This is a genomic window from Alicyclobacillus fastidiosus (assembly GCF_026651875.1).
Lineage (GTDB): Bacteria > Bacillota > Bacilli > Alicyclobacillales > Alicyclobacillaceae > Alicyclobacillus > Alicyclobacillus fastidiosus.
The window spans coordinates 2,999,856-3,015,528 of record NZ_CP104067.1; the positions used below are offsets into that span (position 1 = coordinate 2,999,856).

The 15,673-nt window shown below is 47.9% G+C and carries 11 protein-coding genes; all 11 read left to right on the forward strand.

Annotation, left to right across the window (positions count from 1 at the left end; genetic code table 11):
* The first annotated feature begins 102 nt into the window (after window positions 1–102).
* The 11 genes from NZD89_RS14995 (at window position 103) to NZD89_RS15045 (ending at window position 15,672) form a co-directional block, all read left to right on the forward strand.
* The gene (locus NZD89_RS14995; RefSeq protein ID WP_268003619.1) at window positions 103–924 is read left to right on the forward strand and encodes a hypothetical protein; all 822 of its coding nucleotides are present in this window, start codon (window positions 103–105) and stop codon (window positions 922–924) included.
* 105 nt (window positions 925–1,029) lie between these two features.
* Entirely contained in the window at window positions 1,030–1,734 is a 705-nt protein-coding gene (locus NZD89_RS15000; RefSeq protein WP_268003620.1) for an alpha/beta fold hydrolase, read from the forward strand.
* Window positions 1,735–1,928: 194 nt separating this feature from the next.
* Window positions 1,929–3,968, forward strand: a complete 2,040-nt coding sequence (locus NZD89_RS15005; protein ID WP_268003621.1) for a molybdopterin-containing oxidoreductase family protein — start codon at window positions 1,929–1,931, stop codon at window positions 3,966–3,968.
* Window positions 3,969–4,256: 288 nt separating this feature from the next.
* Window positions 4,257–5,342 (forward strand): M24 family metallopeptidase, encoded by a 1,086-nt coding sequence (locus tag NZD89_RS15010; RefSeq protein ID WP_268003622.1) that lies wholly within the window; start codon window positions 4,257–4,259, stop codon window positions 5,340–5,342.
* Window positions 5,343–5,477: 135 nt separating this feature from the next.
* Window positions 5,478–6,023, forward strand: a complete 546-nt coding sequence (locus tag NZD89_RS15015) for a helix-turn-helix domain-containing protein (protein ID WP_268003623.1) — start codon at window positions 5,478–5,480, stop codon at window positions 6,021–6,023.
* A 17-nt stretch (window positions 6,024–6,040) separates the two neighbouring features.
* Entirely contained in the window at window positions 6,041–8,086 is a 2,046-nt protein-coding gene (locus NZD89_RS15020; RefSeq protein WP_268003624.1) for a hydantoinase/oxoprolinase family protein, read from the forward strand.
* Window positions 8,087–8,134: 48 nt separating this feature from the next.
* Window positions 8,135–9,805 carry a hydantoinase B/oxoprolinase family protein gene (locus NZD89_RS15025; protein WP_431308719.1) on the forward strand — a complete coding sequence of 557 codons (1,671 nt, stop codon included), beginning with the start codon at window positions 8,135–8,137 and terminating at the stop codon, window positions 9,803–9,805.
* A 147-nt stretch (window positions 9,806–9,952) separates the two neighbouring features.
* Window positions 9,953–11,284: an MFS transporter gene (locus NZD89_RS15030; RefSeq protein ID WP_268003626.1), complete on the forward strand. Its 1,332-nt coding sequence runs from the start codon at window positions 9,953–9,955 to the stop codon at window positions 11,282–11,284.
* A gap of 9 nt (window positions 11,285–11,293) precedes the next feature.
* Window positions 11,294–13,081 (forward strand): hydantoinase B/oxoprolinase family protein, encoded by a 1,788-nt coding sequence (locus NZD89_RS15035; RefSeq protein WP_268003627.1) that lies wholly within the window; start codon window positions 11,294–11,296, stop codon window positions 13,079–13,081.
* Window positions 13,078–13,395, forward strand: a complete 318-nt coding sequence (locus NZD89_RS15040) for a cupin domain-containing protein (RefSeq protein ID WP_268003628.1) — start codon at window positions 13,078–13,080, stop codon at window positions 13,393–13,395. Before NZD89_RS15035 ends, NZD89_RS15040 begins: the two co-directional genes overlap by 4 nt.
* 246 nt (window positions 13,396–13,641) lie before the next feature.
* Complete coding sequence (locus tag NZD89_RS15045; protein WP_268003629.1) at window positions 13,642–15,672, forward strand: hydantoinase/oxoprolinase family protein; 2,031 nt, start codon at window positions 13,642–13,644, stop codon at window positions 15,670–15,672.
* The last annotated feature ends 1 nt before the right edge of the window (window position 15,673 follow it).

Below are 15,673 nucleotides of genomic sequence, written 5' to 3' on the forward strand. Positions count from 1 at the left end.
TCAACAAACAACAATACTACCGCTGCAGTAAAATCTACTGTGACAAATAATACAACCAATCGTACAAGGAATACCGATAGTAGCACGAGTCCGATTACGAAGGTGAACAACTCAACAAGCTTCACGTCTGGCAATGATGTAACCAGTACCCAGAACACTGTTTCTGGGGCGCATCCCACTGCACCGAATTCATTCGAACGCTCCACAGGAGCTGAGTTTGGAACGACAATTCGTCTGGCTATGCAGTATGTACAAAAGCAAAAAGTGATGGCTCCCTTGATGGCACCGACGGACCGAATATTTTCACCAGATTCTCCTTATATCGGTGCTCAGGTATCCGCGGATACCGGTAAAAACGGTTACTCTGTAAATCTATTTGCAACCGATCAACCTCTCCCGCTGAACAGCCCGCAATTTAACACCGCGCAGTATCAATACGCAGATCGGATCATCGGTTCGTTTGGGGCTGTCCAATATCCGCAATCCATGTCTGCCAAGAATGATTTGTATTTGAGTCCTGCACAATCGATTGCACCTGCGTATATTGCACCGCCGAAAGCCACGACGTCAAGCGTGGACTTGCGTAACGGCATTGTTGGAACAGAATACACAAGCTCAGCCTCCACAACGTATTTACCAATGGTTCTGTGGCATGAAGGAGACTGGACGTTCGAAGTGTGGGATGGAACGATTGATGAAGACGTTCGACTCGCGAAAGAGGACGTTGCGTACTTAAACACAGCGCTGCTTCCGGAAACCTACGGTGTTTTCGGCGAGAATCTAGCCGGAGATGGAGAACACACAACCGTGGAGTGGGTGTACGGAAACACTCTATATTCGGATTTTTGTTATGGCAGTGGTGTGATGGCTCTAAAGATGGCCGTCTCTACCCGAGTGTATCCAAGCGGACAAATAAAGCCTTAAAATCCAAAAGTGTTGTACCGATGGTCATGACGCGCAGAATAGCGACAGATGAATTTTTGGTATTGTAGTAAACAAATGCGGATGAAAACAAAGGGGTTCATGTCAATGCCCACAGTTGAGGTCAATGCTCTTAAGATCTACTACGAAATTCATGGCAACGGCGAACCCCTATGTCTGATCCCTGGACTGAATAATGACATTACAGATTATAAAAAAATCGTTCATCTGCTTTCGCAACGCTTCAAGGTCATTGTGCTCGATAATCGTGGTTCAGGGCGAACGGATAAGCCTGATATACCCTATTCGATATCGATGATGTCCGAGGATGTCGTTCAACTCCTAAGTCATCTTGGCATTTATCGAGCTCATGTCGTAGGCATCTCCTTGGGAGGACGTATCGCGACAGAGCTGGTACTAGTACATCCCGATATGGTTAAAAGTCTAATTTTGGTTTCCACGTATGTACGTAGGATCGAGTCAAATTTAAAGAGTCGTAGGCTGAATATGCTCCTTCGGCTCTCGTCTCTGCTAGGGAAACAACATCATGGTGCCCTACGACAACGCGATGCAGCGCGCGACTATGACGCAACCGAAAGATTGCACGAGATACATGTACCCACGCTCATCGTGCATGGGAAAAAAGATACATTCGCTCCATGCAGGTTTGCAGAAGAAATGCACTCAAAAATTCGAGGCTCAAGACTGATTACATTCGCTGGTGGCCACATGTTCTTGTTTTTCAAAGCGGACCAGTTCGTTGACGCAATAACCAGGTTTTTGGGTGATATACCACCAGTAGGGAATCTATGACGTTTGTGTTTTGTCGCTAAAGGGGACTTTATCTCAGACGTCTTTACCTCTGTGAATGAGAACATAGAAATGTTTACAGTATACATATACAGTCCATGCCATTGCGTCTCGGCTGCAGTTCGATCAAAACCCATAAATGAGCGGTGGTAAACTGGTAGAGGACAACCATCGTTCTGAAAGTGAGGAAATATGCTGTGAAACGTGTGAGATCTGTGTGTCCCCTCGATTGTCCGGACACCTGCAGCCTCTTAGTGGATGTTGAGGGCGGAAAAATCGAACGGGTCACAGGTCATCCCGACCATCCTGTTACACAAGGGGCAATCTGCCACAAAGTTCGCCGGTTTCCAGAGCGGGTATACCATAAAGACCGCGTTCTCTATCCTCTGCGACGAACGGGACCTAAAGGTTCCTTGCAGTTTGAACGAATATCTTGGAGCGAAGCGTACGACGAAATAAAACGCCAATTCCAATCTGTGATTGAAACGCATGGTGCGGAATCGATTCTTCCCTATAGTTTTTACGGAAATATGGGGATTTTAAACGCCGAAGGAATGGATCGGCGCTTCTTTCACCGCCTCGGGGCAAGCCGGCTGGAGCGAACCATTTGCAACTCGGCTGGAGCTGCAGGATTTACCTATACGATGGGTGCCAACGCCGGAACGGATCCAGAAGATACAATCTACTCAAAACTCATTCTCATCTGGGGCTGTAACGTTGTGAGCACGAATATGCACCAAATGCTGCTGGCAAACGAAGCGCGCAAGCGCGGTGCCAAGATCGTGGTCATCGACGTCCACAACAACCGCTCTGCCAAGTGGGCTGATTGGTTTATTCAAATCCGCCCTGGAACCGATGCCGCTTTAGCGCTGGGTATTATGCACATTCTGATCCGTGATGATCTCGTTCAAGAAGACTTTTTAAATCAGTACACTGTAGGCTACGACGAGCTGAAACGTCACGCGGGCGAATACACTCCAGAGAAGGTCTCAGCAATTACCGGTGTATCTGTCGAAGATCTCCGCTCGCTTGCACATTTGTACGGAACAACGACACCTTCGTTTATCCGAATTGGAAACGGTCTCCAGCATCATGACAATGGCGGGATGATTGTGCGCTCGATTGCATGCCTGCCGGCTCTCACCGGGCAATGGGGAATCCGCGGAGGGGGTGCGGTAAAAGGGAACAGCTACTATGCCACTTTGAATACAAGAGGGATTCAGAGGCCAGATTTGCTACCCAAACCATTGCCCCGTTCCGTCAACATGAACCGGTTGGGAGACGTCCTGCTTGAAACGGCACGGCCAGTCAAGGCCCTCTTTGTCTATAACTCAAACCCTGCGCAGGTTGCGCCTGACCAAAACAAAGTACGGCAGGGGCTCTTGAGAGAGGACCTGTTCACCGTTGTTCACGACCTCTTTCTTACGGACACCTGTCAATACGCCGATCTCGTATTACCTGCAACCAGTCACTTTGAAAATCTCGATTTATACAAATCCTACTGGCACTTGTATCTACAGCTGCATGAACCGGTGATTCCACCTGTTGGAGAGTGTAAATCTAATTTTACGCTGTTTAAAGACCTGGCGAAGGTGATGGGCTTTACCGAGCCTTGCTTTAATGATTCGGAAGAAGAAATGATTGAGACTGCCCTTCAATATGAGAACAATCCATATTTGCGCGGCATCTCGTTTCAATCCTTGCGAGAGAAGGGATGGGTGAAGCTGGCGCTCCCTCCGGAGACAGAACTTAGCGAAGCAGTGCCACCGACCCCGACCGGGAAAAAGATCGCTTTGTACTCGGAGAGGTTGGAGCGCGCAGGACTTCCTCCGCTCCCGACACATGTGGAGCTGTCTGAAGACACGTCCTTCCCGCTGTATTTTACAACACCACCCAATCATCACTTTTTGAACTCGACGGGAGCGAACGTCCCTGCGTTAATGGCTGCAGAGCGACGGCCGGTCCTCCAGATTCACCCGGTGGACGCTCTGGAGCGCGGAGTAGAGCATGGACAGCTCGTTAAAATTTTTAACGACCGGGGATCAATCGTGCTCCAAGCTGATATAACGCCGGATGTTCAGCCTGGTCTTGTAATTTCACAAGGGCTGTGGTGGGATGACGACGTACTAGGTTACCAGTCTGTAAATGTACTCACTTCACAGAGAATCGCCGACATGGGGGGCGGTGCAACATTTTTTTCGACGCGCGTTGAAGTTGTGAGCGTCACTAATTTGTAATCCTCATCCCGTCAAGAGACGAATATCGTTTTTTGGCGGGCTTTTTCTTTTTGCTATGGTCTTGAGACACAGACTAGAGCTCTCCGGATTCGTCCTGCGAATGCCTAAGTCCCCGAACACAGAACCCGGTATTACGATGATCCCTTCTTCACGCGTGTATTTCATATATCGAAATTATTTTCACTACATTAAAAAATTTTAAATATATGATAAACTTATAGGTGGGTCCAGCTATTCCCCGAAGTCGGAATGAGCACCTGAACAGTTTGAGGATAAGAGGTGGATACCATGAAGGATTATTTAGAGAATAGAGTTCAGCGAATGCAAGGGATACTTGGTGACCTTGGCGTAGATGCTGTGGTCGCAACTTCATCTGCCAATTTCTTTTATTTTACAGAGACATGGATTAATCCGCATGAACGGTTGTTGGCTTACGTCATACGAAAAGATGGCGACCCGGTCATTTTGGCTCCAAAGATGCATCGAGAGGATCTTGCGAACGCTGCGACAGAAACTTTGTTTTGGGAAGATGGGCAAGATGCAATTTCCTTACTCGCTACGTGTCTTCCTGAACATGGAACACTATCAATAGACAACTTATGGCCCAGTCAAAATTTAATTTCTCTTATGAAAAGTAGTCCAAAATTAAATTTCATCAACAGCGTAAGCACACTTGGCCGCTTGCGACTACTCAAGGATGAGCGCGAACGAACACTACTTCGTGAGGCCGGCAAGGCGGCGGACACCGTAATGGCGCAGATTGTTACAAAAATAAGACCAGGTATGAGTGAACTCGAGGTTGTCGAAGAGTTAAATCAGTTATGGAAAAAAGTCGGTGCTCGGGAACCCTCATTTCATCCCATTGTGGGTGCTGGTGCAAATGGTGCCATGCCTCATCATCAGTCGGATGAGACGGTCATCAGGTCTGGAAATATCCTCGTGATAGATATGGGGGGGATCACAAATCATTACTGCTCCGATATGACGAGGACATGTGCAGTTGGGGAAGCCTCTCAACAAGCCAGAGAAGTATATGATATCGTTCGTCGTGCTCAACAAGCCGGGGTGACGGCAGTGAAAGCTGGAATACCGATTGGCGAAGTCGATCAGGTTACGCGAGCCGTCATTGAAGACGCGGGTTATGGGGAATACTTTGTCCATCGAACCGGACATGGACTAGGCATCGAAGTTCATGAAGAACCGTTCGTGTTTGGAGATAATTCACAGACCATCGAACCAGGCATGGTGTTCAGCATCGAGCCTGGCATCTATCTGCCAGGTCAATTTGGCGTACGTATTGAAGATATTGTGTTCGCTACTGAAACTAGTTGTGAGAGTCTAAATAACTTCACAAAAGAGCTCTTGATTGTATAATACTGACCGCTAAGTACATCCCCACAACCGAATTTCAATATATTAAAAATATTTTCTCTAGAGAAAAAATATTTTGACACATTTAAATTAGTTTTTATAATATTAAAATAAATAATATTTAAAACTGGAGGCATCATGGAACAGCTATTTAACAGAATCCGCGCCCTACGCCAAGAGAACAAGATGACGTTACAGGAACTGAGTGATAGATCAGGCCTGTCCGTTAGCTTCTTGTCTCAAGTAGAACGAGGGAATTCCTCCTTAACAATTACCTCATTGCAGCGGATTGCTGAGGCCTTTGGTATTCCAATGGCGGCGCTTTTTGAAGCCGCGGAGAACAAAAACTTTGTTGTTAGAGCAGATGACCAAAAGCCATTCCAAATCGAAGGAGCAAGCATGACCTACATTCGGCTCGCGGGAAACTTTGCCGGTCGAAACCTCGAGCCAATGATTGTCGAGCTTTTGCCGAATCAGTCCATTCGCACGAAATATGGTCATCCTGGTGAAGAGTTCTATTACGTACTTGAAGGGAAGATCCTCCTTCAGGTTGGAGACGAGGACTATGTCTTGGCACAAGGAGACGCACTTCATTTTCCATCCTCAATACAACATACGATGGAAAATCTGTTGGAAAGGCCATCGAAACTTTTGTGCGTGTTGCAACCGGCAATATTCCAATAACAGGGGAGAGTTGTTCAGTGCGCGTCGCGACAGATATTGGAGGAACTTTTACCGACTTAGTTTGCGTTGATGACAATGGTAAAGTGCGCGTGGCAAAGGCAGATACTACGCCACCGAATTTCGAGCAGGGTGTCATGGATGTGATTGTGAAAGCGGAATTGGACGGCGAACAAATCGGTACCTTCATCCATGGTACCACGGTGATCATTAACGCATTGACGGAACGCAATGGTGTGAAAACAGGTCTAATCACAACCAAAGGCTTTCGGGACGTTTTAGAAATTGCACGTGGCAATCGGCCCGATTTATTCAATGTTCGCTATCAAAAACCCACTCCATTTGTACCGCGGGCCCTACGTTTAGAGGTTGAAGAGCGCTTGAACCAAAAGGGTGAGGTAATTACCACATTAAGCACCGTTGATGTGGAAAATGCAGTGGAAAAGTTGCGCAAAGAGGGTGTGGAAGCGATTGCTGTCTGTTACCTGCATGCTTATGCGAACCCACAGCATGAAAAACAAACTGTCGAGTTAATTAAACAAATGTGGCCGGAAGTCGCGGTAACGGCTTCTTACGAAGTGACCAAGGAATGGCGTGAGTACGAGCGCACAAATACTGCTGTACTCAATTCTTACGTCAAACCCGTTGCCGAACGATATGTAAATAAATTAAACGAGGAATTGTTGAAGATAAATGCAACCGGCCAAAAATACATCATGCAGTCCAACGCAGGGACAACCACTTTTGAACAGTCGAAACAATCTCCTATTCATATGGTGGAGTCAGGTCCAGTGGCAGGTGTTTTTGGCGCAGCCATCCTCGGTAAAATGATTGGCTATGAAAATGTCATCGCCTTTGACATTGGCGGTACAACCGCAAAATGTTCCTTGATTGACGGTGGGGAAGTGACTGTCACAACGGATTACCGAATCGAATGGGATGACCGTCATGCCGGCTACCCTATTAAGGTGCCTGTCGTGGACATCGTCGAAGTGGGTAACGGTGGGGGTTCCATTGCTTGGATTGACCAGGCAGGCGCTTTGAAAGTAGGACCCAAGTCGGCAGGTGCGTTGCCCGGTCCGGTTGCTTATGGTCGTGGCGGAACGGAGCCGACGACAACGGATGCAAACCTGGTCACAGGCAGGCTGTCCCCGAAGAACTTTAGTATGTCCGTGCAGTTGGATTCAGTTCGAAGCTCCATTGAAGATAAAATTGCACAAAAATTCGGTGTCTCAGTGGAGGAAGCGGCTCTTGGTATTATTCGAATCGCGAATTCCAACATGTTGAATGCCTTAAAACTCATTTCCGTTCGCCGCGGTTATGATCCGAGAGACTTTGCAATGGTCGCTTTTGGGGGTGGCGGCGCGATGCATGCTGCGTTTCTTGCAAAAGAGCTTGGTGTGACGAAAGTCGTAGTGCCAGTTGGGGCTTCCGTCTTCTCGGCTTGGGGCATGTTGATGACAGATCTACGTCATGACTACCTGCAAACGTTTATCCGTCGTACATCAGATCTTGATCTCAGTGAATTGAACGGAGCATGGAAAGTTCTTGAACAGCAGGCGATAGAGCAGTACCAGGCAGAAGACATCGCACAAGGACAAATCGTATTTAACCGCTACGCGGATATGCGTTATCTCGGTCAGGAACACACTGTCAAAGTTCCAATTCCGAGTGGTGTATTGACTGACGAATTACTCGCAAAAGCCAATGCTGCATTTCACGCGATTCACGAGCAAAATTATACGTTTAAGCTTGAGAACAACCCGACGGAAATCGTAAATCTTCACCTGGTCGCATTTGGGAAAGTAACGCAACCGGAAATCGCTGAACTTGAGCCCGTTACCCATACGGTGGATCAAGCTGTTTTAGAAACACGTCCCGTTTATTTTGAAGAAGATGGTTGGCTTGACACCACAGTATTCGATCGCGAACGGCTTGGGGCCGGTTTTTCAATTGAGGGCCCGGCGATTGTTGAAGAACCATCCACCTCAACCTTGGTTTACCCAGGTCAAAAGTTGACCGTCGATAAGTACGGCAACTTGATCATTGATACGGGGGTGCAATGATTGGCTAAAACAGATGTCTTCACGCTGGAAGTCGTAAAAGATTCACTGATGGCCATTGGGGAAGAAATGTTTTATGCGCTTGCCCGGACCTCGATGAGTCCAATCATTTATGAAGTGCTCGATTTTGCTTCAGGACTCACCGATGCAAAAGGACAGCTTCTCACTCAGGGTAATGGAGTGACAGGGTTCATCGGTATGTTGTCATTTATGGTCAAAGAGACTTTAACTAAATTTGAGGGTGATTTGAAGCCTGGCGACGTCATCATTGTCAACGATCCGTACGGAGGTGGTGGCTCCCACCTGTCTGACGTGGGTCTCGTTATGCCTATCTTCTACGGCGGTGAGATTGTGGCGTTTGCAGCCAACAAAGCACACTGGACCGAAGTTGGAGGGAAAGACCCGGGGTCTTGGACGACCGACTCAACCGAAATCTATCAGGAGGGACTGCAGTTCCCAGCCGTTAAGCTCTTTAACGAAGGGAACATCAATCAAGCGTTGGTGGATATCTTGGCAGCAAACGTTCGTTTCCCGGACTTATCACTGGGAGACATGTGGGCTCAAGTCGCTGGTCTACGCACCGGAGAACGCCGATTCCAAGAACTTTGTCAAAAGTTTGGTAAAGAAGTGGTCCTGAAATCTGTTGAGTACATGCTTGATTATGGCGAACAAATGGCTCGTGAGGAACTCAAAAGACTTCCTAAAGGGGTCTATGAAGTCGAAGACTTCATAGATGACGATGGACTCGGACATGGTCCTCTCAATGTGCGTTGTAAAGTAACCATTACCGATGACGAATTTATCGTTGACTTCACTGGTAGCCACAAACAAGTTCCGGGCCCCATAAATTGCTCTTTTACCGGTTTAGTTTCTGCTGTACGTACCATCTTCTTAGCAGCAACCAATCCAAGTCAGGACGTCAACGATGGTGTCTTCCGCCCACTCAAAATTATCGCTGAAAAGGGCTCCATTCTAAATGCTGAGCGACCTGCACCGGTATCTACTTACTGGGAATCGATGATTTTTGGAGCGGATATGGTCTGGAAGGCCCTTTCATCGGTACTACCTGACCGTTTGACAGCAGGCCATCTCGAATCCGTCTGTTCCGTGATTGTGTCTGGGACACACCCAGAAACCAATGAACCCTTTTTGATTGTGGAACCGTCTGTTGGTGGCTGGGGCGCCGGAGAAGGGATGGATGGTCAAAATGGACAGTTTTGTATCGGTGACGGTGAAACGTTCAACGTGCCGATAGAAGTTGCGGAGACCCGTTATGGCGTACGCTTGCAGGAATACAGCTTAACTGCCGATGGTACAGGTGCTGGTCAATTCCGTGGTGGTGCTGGTGCTGTTCGTTCCTACGAAGCCTTGACGGATGGTCAATTCGTCACGGCAAGTTTTGGACGCAATAAATACCCTGTGTGGGGTGCAGCGGGTGGAGCAAACGGGTCTAATAATAAAATCGAAATCGTCCGTAAGGACGGGACGAAGGAAGGCCCATTTGGAAAATGTGCCCGTAAGACACTCAACCAAGGTGACGTCGTCCGATTAATTACGGCCACAGGTGGTGGTTACGGAGACCCCACGTTGCGTGACCCAAATCAGGTAGCAGAAGACGTTAGAAATGGCTGGGTTACGGTTGACCAGGCAAAGGAGATTTACGGCGTCATGATCGATCCGTTTACATTTACAGTCGTAGAGCCAGTAGCAAACAACAGCTAAAATAACCCAGAGTTGGCCTTCCACAAAAGGAGGGCCAACCGACGATGAATAATTTTCAGAAAATTACAGAAAGGGGGAGATGACCTGGCGAATCAAGCTGTGCTGTGATCCTCGCGTGGAAACCACAAAAAGGAGTGAATTGTGTTTATGCTCAATACTGAGCCTACGGGTGCCCAAAACCTGCAAATTGGAGAGCTTTTTGCAGACATGCCGCTTACAGGACGGCACTGGAAGTCAGGTTTCGCCATATTCTTCTCTTTTGTCATTGAATCTTGGGAAATGATGATCATCACTCTTATTGGCGGAATGATTGGGAGTGATTTCAAACTAACGAGTGCACAAATTGGATCGCTTATGGGCTCAATTTATCTTGGGATGATTCCTGGTTGTCTAATCTGGGGTAAACTCACTGATAAAATTGGTCGTAAAAAAACGATGATGTGGAGTGTTGGTCTCTATGGGATCCTCTCCCTGATCAGTGCCTTCTCATCATCCTACGAAATGCTTTGGTGGTTACGGTTTGCGTCCGGTCTCGGACTTGGAGGACTGATGGTCGCTTCATTTCCTTACTTCGAAGAATTGCTTCCGGTGAAAAGTCGCGGCAGAGCAACCGTTTATCTCGCATCGGGATGGCCAATTGGGTATCTCATCGCGATTGGACTCACCTATGCGCTACGCCCTCTTGGCTGGCATTGGATTTTGGCAATTAGTTCACTGGCAGGTCTTTGGGCGTTTGTCATCAAGGCAATGGTTCCTGAATCTCCATACTGGGCAGCTGGAAATGGTCAACAACAAGTGGCAAAAGACGCGATTCAGTATCTTGCCAAAGACCAAGTTCGTGTTGACTTGAGCACGGCGAAACTCGTGGTCGACAACGTTAGACAGGGGTCCTTCCTTGAGGTTTTTAAATCGAAGCTGTCACGTGCAACTTGGTTGCAGCTGATTATCAACTTCTGCTTCTCGTGGGGATACTGGGCACTTTCTACATGGATGCCAGAGTTACTAATGAAGAAGGGATTATCTGCACCCGCAGGCTACGGTTTCATGGCTCTCTCCGCACTCTTTATGTTCCCTGGTTATATCGTATCTTCATGGCTAACTGGTCGTTATGGCCGCAAAAAGATCATGATCATATTCGTAGCTCTCGCAGCAATTGCAGGGTTCGGATTTGCTCAGTCTGCAAACATGACCGAGATGTATGTATGGAATTTTGCGTTGTCCTTCTTTAGTCTCGGTGCGTGGGGCGTTTGGGACACTTGGGTAGGTGAACTTTATCCGACTGAGGTACGCGGCGTTGGTTACAGTGTCGGAGCAACCTCGCAACGTGTTGCAAACGCGATTGCCCCGATGGTGATTGGCGCTATGCTCACACATAACTCTAGTTTTACTGGCACCGTTTCCTTTATTACGGCGTTCCTCGTTGCCACCGTGATCGCAACATTCTTCCTGAAAGAGACGGAAGGCGAGATTCTACACTAACACGTCATCATGGAGGTGGGGCTCCTAGTGAGCTCCACCAGTTTTATCAAAAGACTGGGTGAATCTATTTTGCATAAATCCGATATTTTCACACTCGAAGTTGTTAAAGATTCGTTGATGGCCATCGGTGAAGAGATGTTTTATGCCCTTGCACGAACGTCGATGAGTCCAATTATTTATGAAGTTTTGGATTTCGCGTCTGGCCTTACAGATGCCAAAGGACAATTGCTGACGCAGGGCAACGGTGTAACTGGTTTCATTGGGATGTTAACGTTTATGGTCAAGGAAACCTTAGATAAGTTTCGTGATGATTTGCACCCTGGGGACATTATTATTCTAAACGATCCCTACGGCGGTGGCGGCTCCCATCTTTCTGATGTGGGGCTGGTAATGCCAATTTTTTACGAAGGTGAACTCATTGCATTTTCGGCGAATAAGGGTCACTGGACAGAAGTTGGGGGGAAAGATGCGGGATCCTGGACAACCGATTCTACTGAGATATATCAAGAAGGCTTACAGTTTCCAACTGTCAAGTTGTTTCAACAAGGTCAAGTCAATCAAGCGTTGCTCGATCTAATTGAAGCAAATGTACGTTTCCCTGAGCTTTCCTTGGGGGACTTGTGGGCCCAAGTAGCTGGTCTGAGAACTGGCGAAAAGCGTTTCCATGAACTGTGTAGGAAGCACGGGAAGGACGTTGTCCTGACGTCCATTGATTATATGTTGGATTACGGAGAGCAATTGTCGCGAAGTGAACTCAAGAAATTGCCAAACGGCGTGTACACTGCAGAAGATTTTATTGATGACGATGGAATCGGAAATGGACCGTTTTTAATCACATGTCAAGTGACCATCACGGACGATGAATTTATCGTCGATTTCACAGGAAGCGCTAAGCAGGCCCCCGGCCCGATTAACTGCTCATATAGTGGACTCGTATCTTCTGTTCGTGCCTTGTTTTTAGCAGCGACGAATCCAAGTCAGGATGTCAACGATGGGGTCTTTAGACCACTCCGGGTCATTGCACAGAAGGGCTCCGTCATTCACGCGGAACGTCCAGCGCCGGTCGCGACAAATTGGGAGTCACGAAACTTCGCTGCTGATGTAGCCTGGAAAGCACTCGCTCCAATATTGCCAGAACGGCTCACCGCAGGGCATTTAGAATCCGTCTGTGCGGTGATTCTCGGTGGTGTAAAACCAGATACGAACGAGCGCTTCTTAATTGTGGAACCGTCGGTGGGTGGTTGGGGTGCCGGGTTCGGCATCGACGGACAAAACGGCCAATTCTGCATTGGTGACGGAGAGACGTACAACGTTCCGGTGGAAGTTGCGGAAACAAGATATGGTGTCCGACTCACCGAATATAGCTTCCATACAGACGGTGCCGGTGCTGGCCAATTCCGAGGGGGATGTGGTGTAGTTCGAGGCTACGAGGCACTGACGGATAGTCAATTCGTCACAGCCAGCTTTGGGCGGCACAAATTCGTTCCTTGGGGAACGGCAGGAGGAGAACCGGGTTCCCGGAATCAGGTAGAGATCGTTCGCAAAGATGGAACCATTGAGGGTCCGTTTGGAAAATGTGCCCGAATGGTTCTGAACCAAGGAGATATTGTTCGACTCATTACAGCAACCGGTGGAGGTTACGGAAGTCCTCTGCTGCGCGACGCGAATCATGTCGTTCAAGATGTGAAAAATGGATGGTTGACCTGTGAGCAGGCAAGAGACGTTTACGGTGTTCTGATCAACCCAGCGAATTACACCATAGATGGATTTACAGAAGAACGGAGGAAATCATCATGATTCTCGTACAAGAACAAAATGTGATAGCTGAGGGCAACGGGTATGATTTGAAATCGCTTTTGGAAGGTCAAGGGGTTCGTTTCGGAATCGTCAGCATTCCAGTTGGTGCGCGCATTCCGTTGCATGATACCGGTTCACATGCACAAGATGAGTATTCTTACATTGTCAAGGGTTCGCTAGTAATGGAGTCTGGTCCCCATCAATATCAGGTGAATGCAGGAGATGCTACCCTTATCCCCGCAGGGGAAGCACATTGGTGTTACAACAATGGTAAGGAAGAAGCGCTGGTCGTGTGGTCACTCGTCAGCAAATAAGGCTTCGCTTGACAAATTCGCTCTCCCAGTTTGGAGCAAAATGGTGAATTCACGCCCTTTTGCTCCAAACGAGGTGGATCCAATAACGATAGAACATTAGGCACTATCGAGGCATAGCGAACCAAGGTGTGAATCACTCGTTGCTAGAGATGCACAGGTTTGGTACCGAATTGACTTGTCTTAAATGAAACTCACAAGGGAAGTCGTGTAAACATTTCCACTAGTCTTTTCGAAGGAGATGCTTCGATGCAAAACAAACGGATCGCGATTGATATCGGCGGAACCTTTACCGACCTCGTTCTGTTCAACGAAGAAGATCAGACCTATCAAATCCATAAAGTCTTAACCACACCGGAAAACCAGGCTAAAGGTGTCATGCGAGGAATGACAGAACTGATAGACCGATTTGAGGAAATCTCTTATTTTGTGCACGGGACAACTGCCGGTTTAAATGCATTTTTGGAGAAAAAAGGCGCACGTGTGGCACTTTTGGCCACTGCAGGATTCCGTGACATATATGAAATTGCACGAGCGAATCGTCCGGATATGTATAGTATACAATACCGCAAGCCCACCCCACTGGTGAATCGTCAAGATGTGTATGAAGTGCCGGAGCGCATCCTGGCTGATGGGACGGTCGAAAAGCAACTGGAGCTATCTATAATTCAACAACTAGCGGAAGAAATTGTCCGTAAAGGGTACCAATCTGTTGTCGTATGCCTGCTTCATGCGTATAAAAACCCAGTTCATGAGCAATTGATACAAAGCGTGTTTCAAGATGTTGCACCCCACGTTTCCCTCAGCTTATCTCACGACGTCGCACGTGAATGGCGTGAATATGAGCGAACGAGCACAACCGTCATCAACGGTTACATAGCGCCAATCGTTGAGAAATACCTTACAACACTTGAAAATGAAACGTCGTCACGAGGACTACTGGGTGACGTTTTTATTATGCAATCCAATGGTGGTGTAATGACGTCGAAACTAGCGAAACACCATCCGATTCAAACATTATTGTCGGGTCCAGTCGGTGGAACCATCGGTGGGATCAATTTATCCAAGACGACTGGGTCCGACAACTTGATTTGCGTAGATATGGGCGGAACCAGCTTTGACGTAAGTATGGTTATTGATGGTAAGCCCGACGTGACGTCGGAAACCCATTTAGAAGGATTTCCGATTATGACACCGATGGTCAATATTCACACGATTGGTGCAGGTGGAGGCTCAGTCGCTTGGATTGAAGCCGGGGGTCTTCGTGTTGGGCCAAAGAGCGCAGGAGCGTACCCGGGGCCGGCCTGCTACGGACGAGGTGGTGTGGAACCCACTGTTACAGATGCTAATTTAGTGTTGAACAGGATTGATTCGGAGGGCTTCTTGGGAGGCAAAATGAAGCTCCACGAAGGAGCGGCATATCAAGCAGTTGCGAATCTAGCAGAACAACTGGGACTTGAGCCTACTCAGACTGCAGAAGGTATTTGTGATATTGCCAATGCGAAAATGACAGACGCCATCCGAACGCTTACGGTCCGAAAAGGTATTGACCCCCGCGACTTTACGTTGGTTGCATTTGGGGGTGCAGGTCCTATGCATGCCGTCTTTATTGCTGACTTACTCGACATGAAGCGCGTTCTTGTACCGTCTACGGCCGGTGTGTTTTCTGCGTGGGGCATGCTTCAGACCGATCTTCGCCATGATGCGGTACGGACGTTCTACCATGGTGTAACAGAAGTAGGCAAAGAAGAATTGGAACCGGTATATCAAGAATTGGAGTTGGAGATTACCGATGTACTGGCGTACCAGAATATTGCGAAGGCGAATATGACCTTCTATCGGACTGCCGATCTTCGGTATGTTGGCCAAGAATATACTGTGAATGTGCCAGGTGACTGTTCGCTTCCCGAATTGATAAACCGTTTCCACGAAATGCATCTTAATATCTATGGACACAACAATCCGAATGGTATGGTTGAATTTGTGAGCCTACGAGTCATTGGATACGGGGCATTAAACCAGCGAGAAGACGCTCCCACCGAAAAAGATGCCACCACAACCTCCACCCCTGTGGTGCATCCTAATCCACGTGTTGTGAAATCAATCATTTTTGGCGGAGTTGAAACGACGGCTGCAGTCTTTACAAGAGCCGTCCTAGAACCCGGTCAGCGCTTGCAAGGGCCTGTCATCATTGAGGACGGGGAAGCTACGACAGTTGTTCCTCCTCATCATCTCGTCATTGTCGATGCGTTTGGCAATCTGGAAATCACAAAGGAGTGAT

Coding starts and splice junctions, on each gene's coding strand:
- NZD89_RS15000 (WP_268003620.1), top strand. CDS start 1,030: ATGCCCACAGTTGAGGTCAATGCTCTTAAGATCTACTACGAAATTCAT.
- NZD89_RS15010 (WP_268003622.1), top strand. CDS start 4,257: ATGAAGGATTATTTAGAGAATAGAGTTCAGCGAATGCAAGGGATACTT.
- NZD89_RS15015 (WP_268003623.1), top strand. CDS start 5,478: ATGGAACAGCTATTTAACAGAATCCGCGCCCTACGCCAAGAGAACAAG.
- NZD89_RS15025 (WP_431308719.1), top strand. CDS start 8,135: ATGGCCATTGGGGAAGAAATGTTTTATGCGCTTGCCCGGACCTCGATG.
- NZD89_RS15030 (WP_268003626.1), top strand. CDS start 9,953: ATGCTCAATACTGAGCCTACGGGTGCCCAAAACCTGCAAATTGGAGAG.
- NZD89_RS15035 (WP_268003627.1), top strand. CDS start 11,294: ATGGAGGTGGGGCTCCTAGTGAGCTCCACCAGTTTTATCAAAAGACTG.
- NZD89_RS15040 (WP_268003628.1), top strand. CDS start 13,078: ATGATTCTCGTACAAGAACAAAATGTGATAGCTGAGGGCAACGGGTAT.
- NZD89_RS15045 (WP_268003629.1), top strand. CDS start 13,642: ATGCAAAACAAACGGATCGCGATTGATATCGGCGGAACCTTTACCGAC.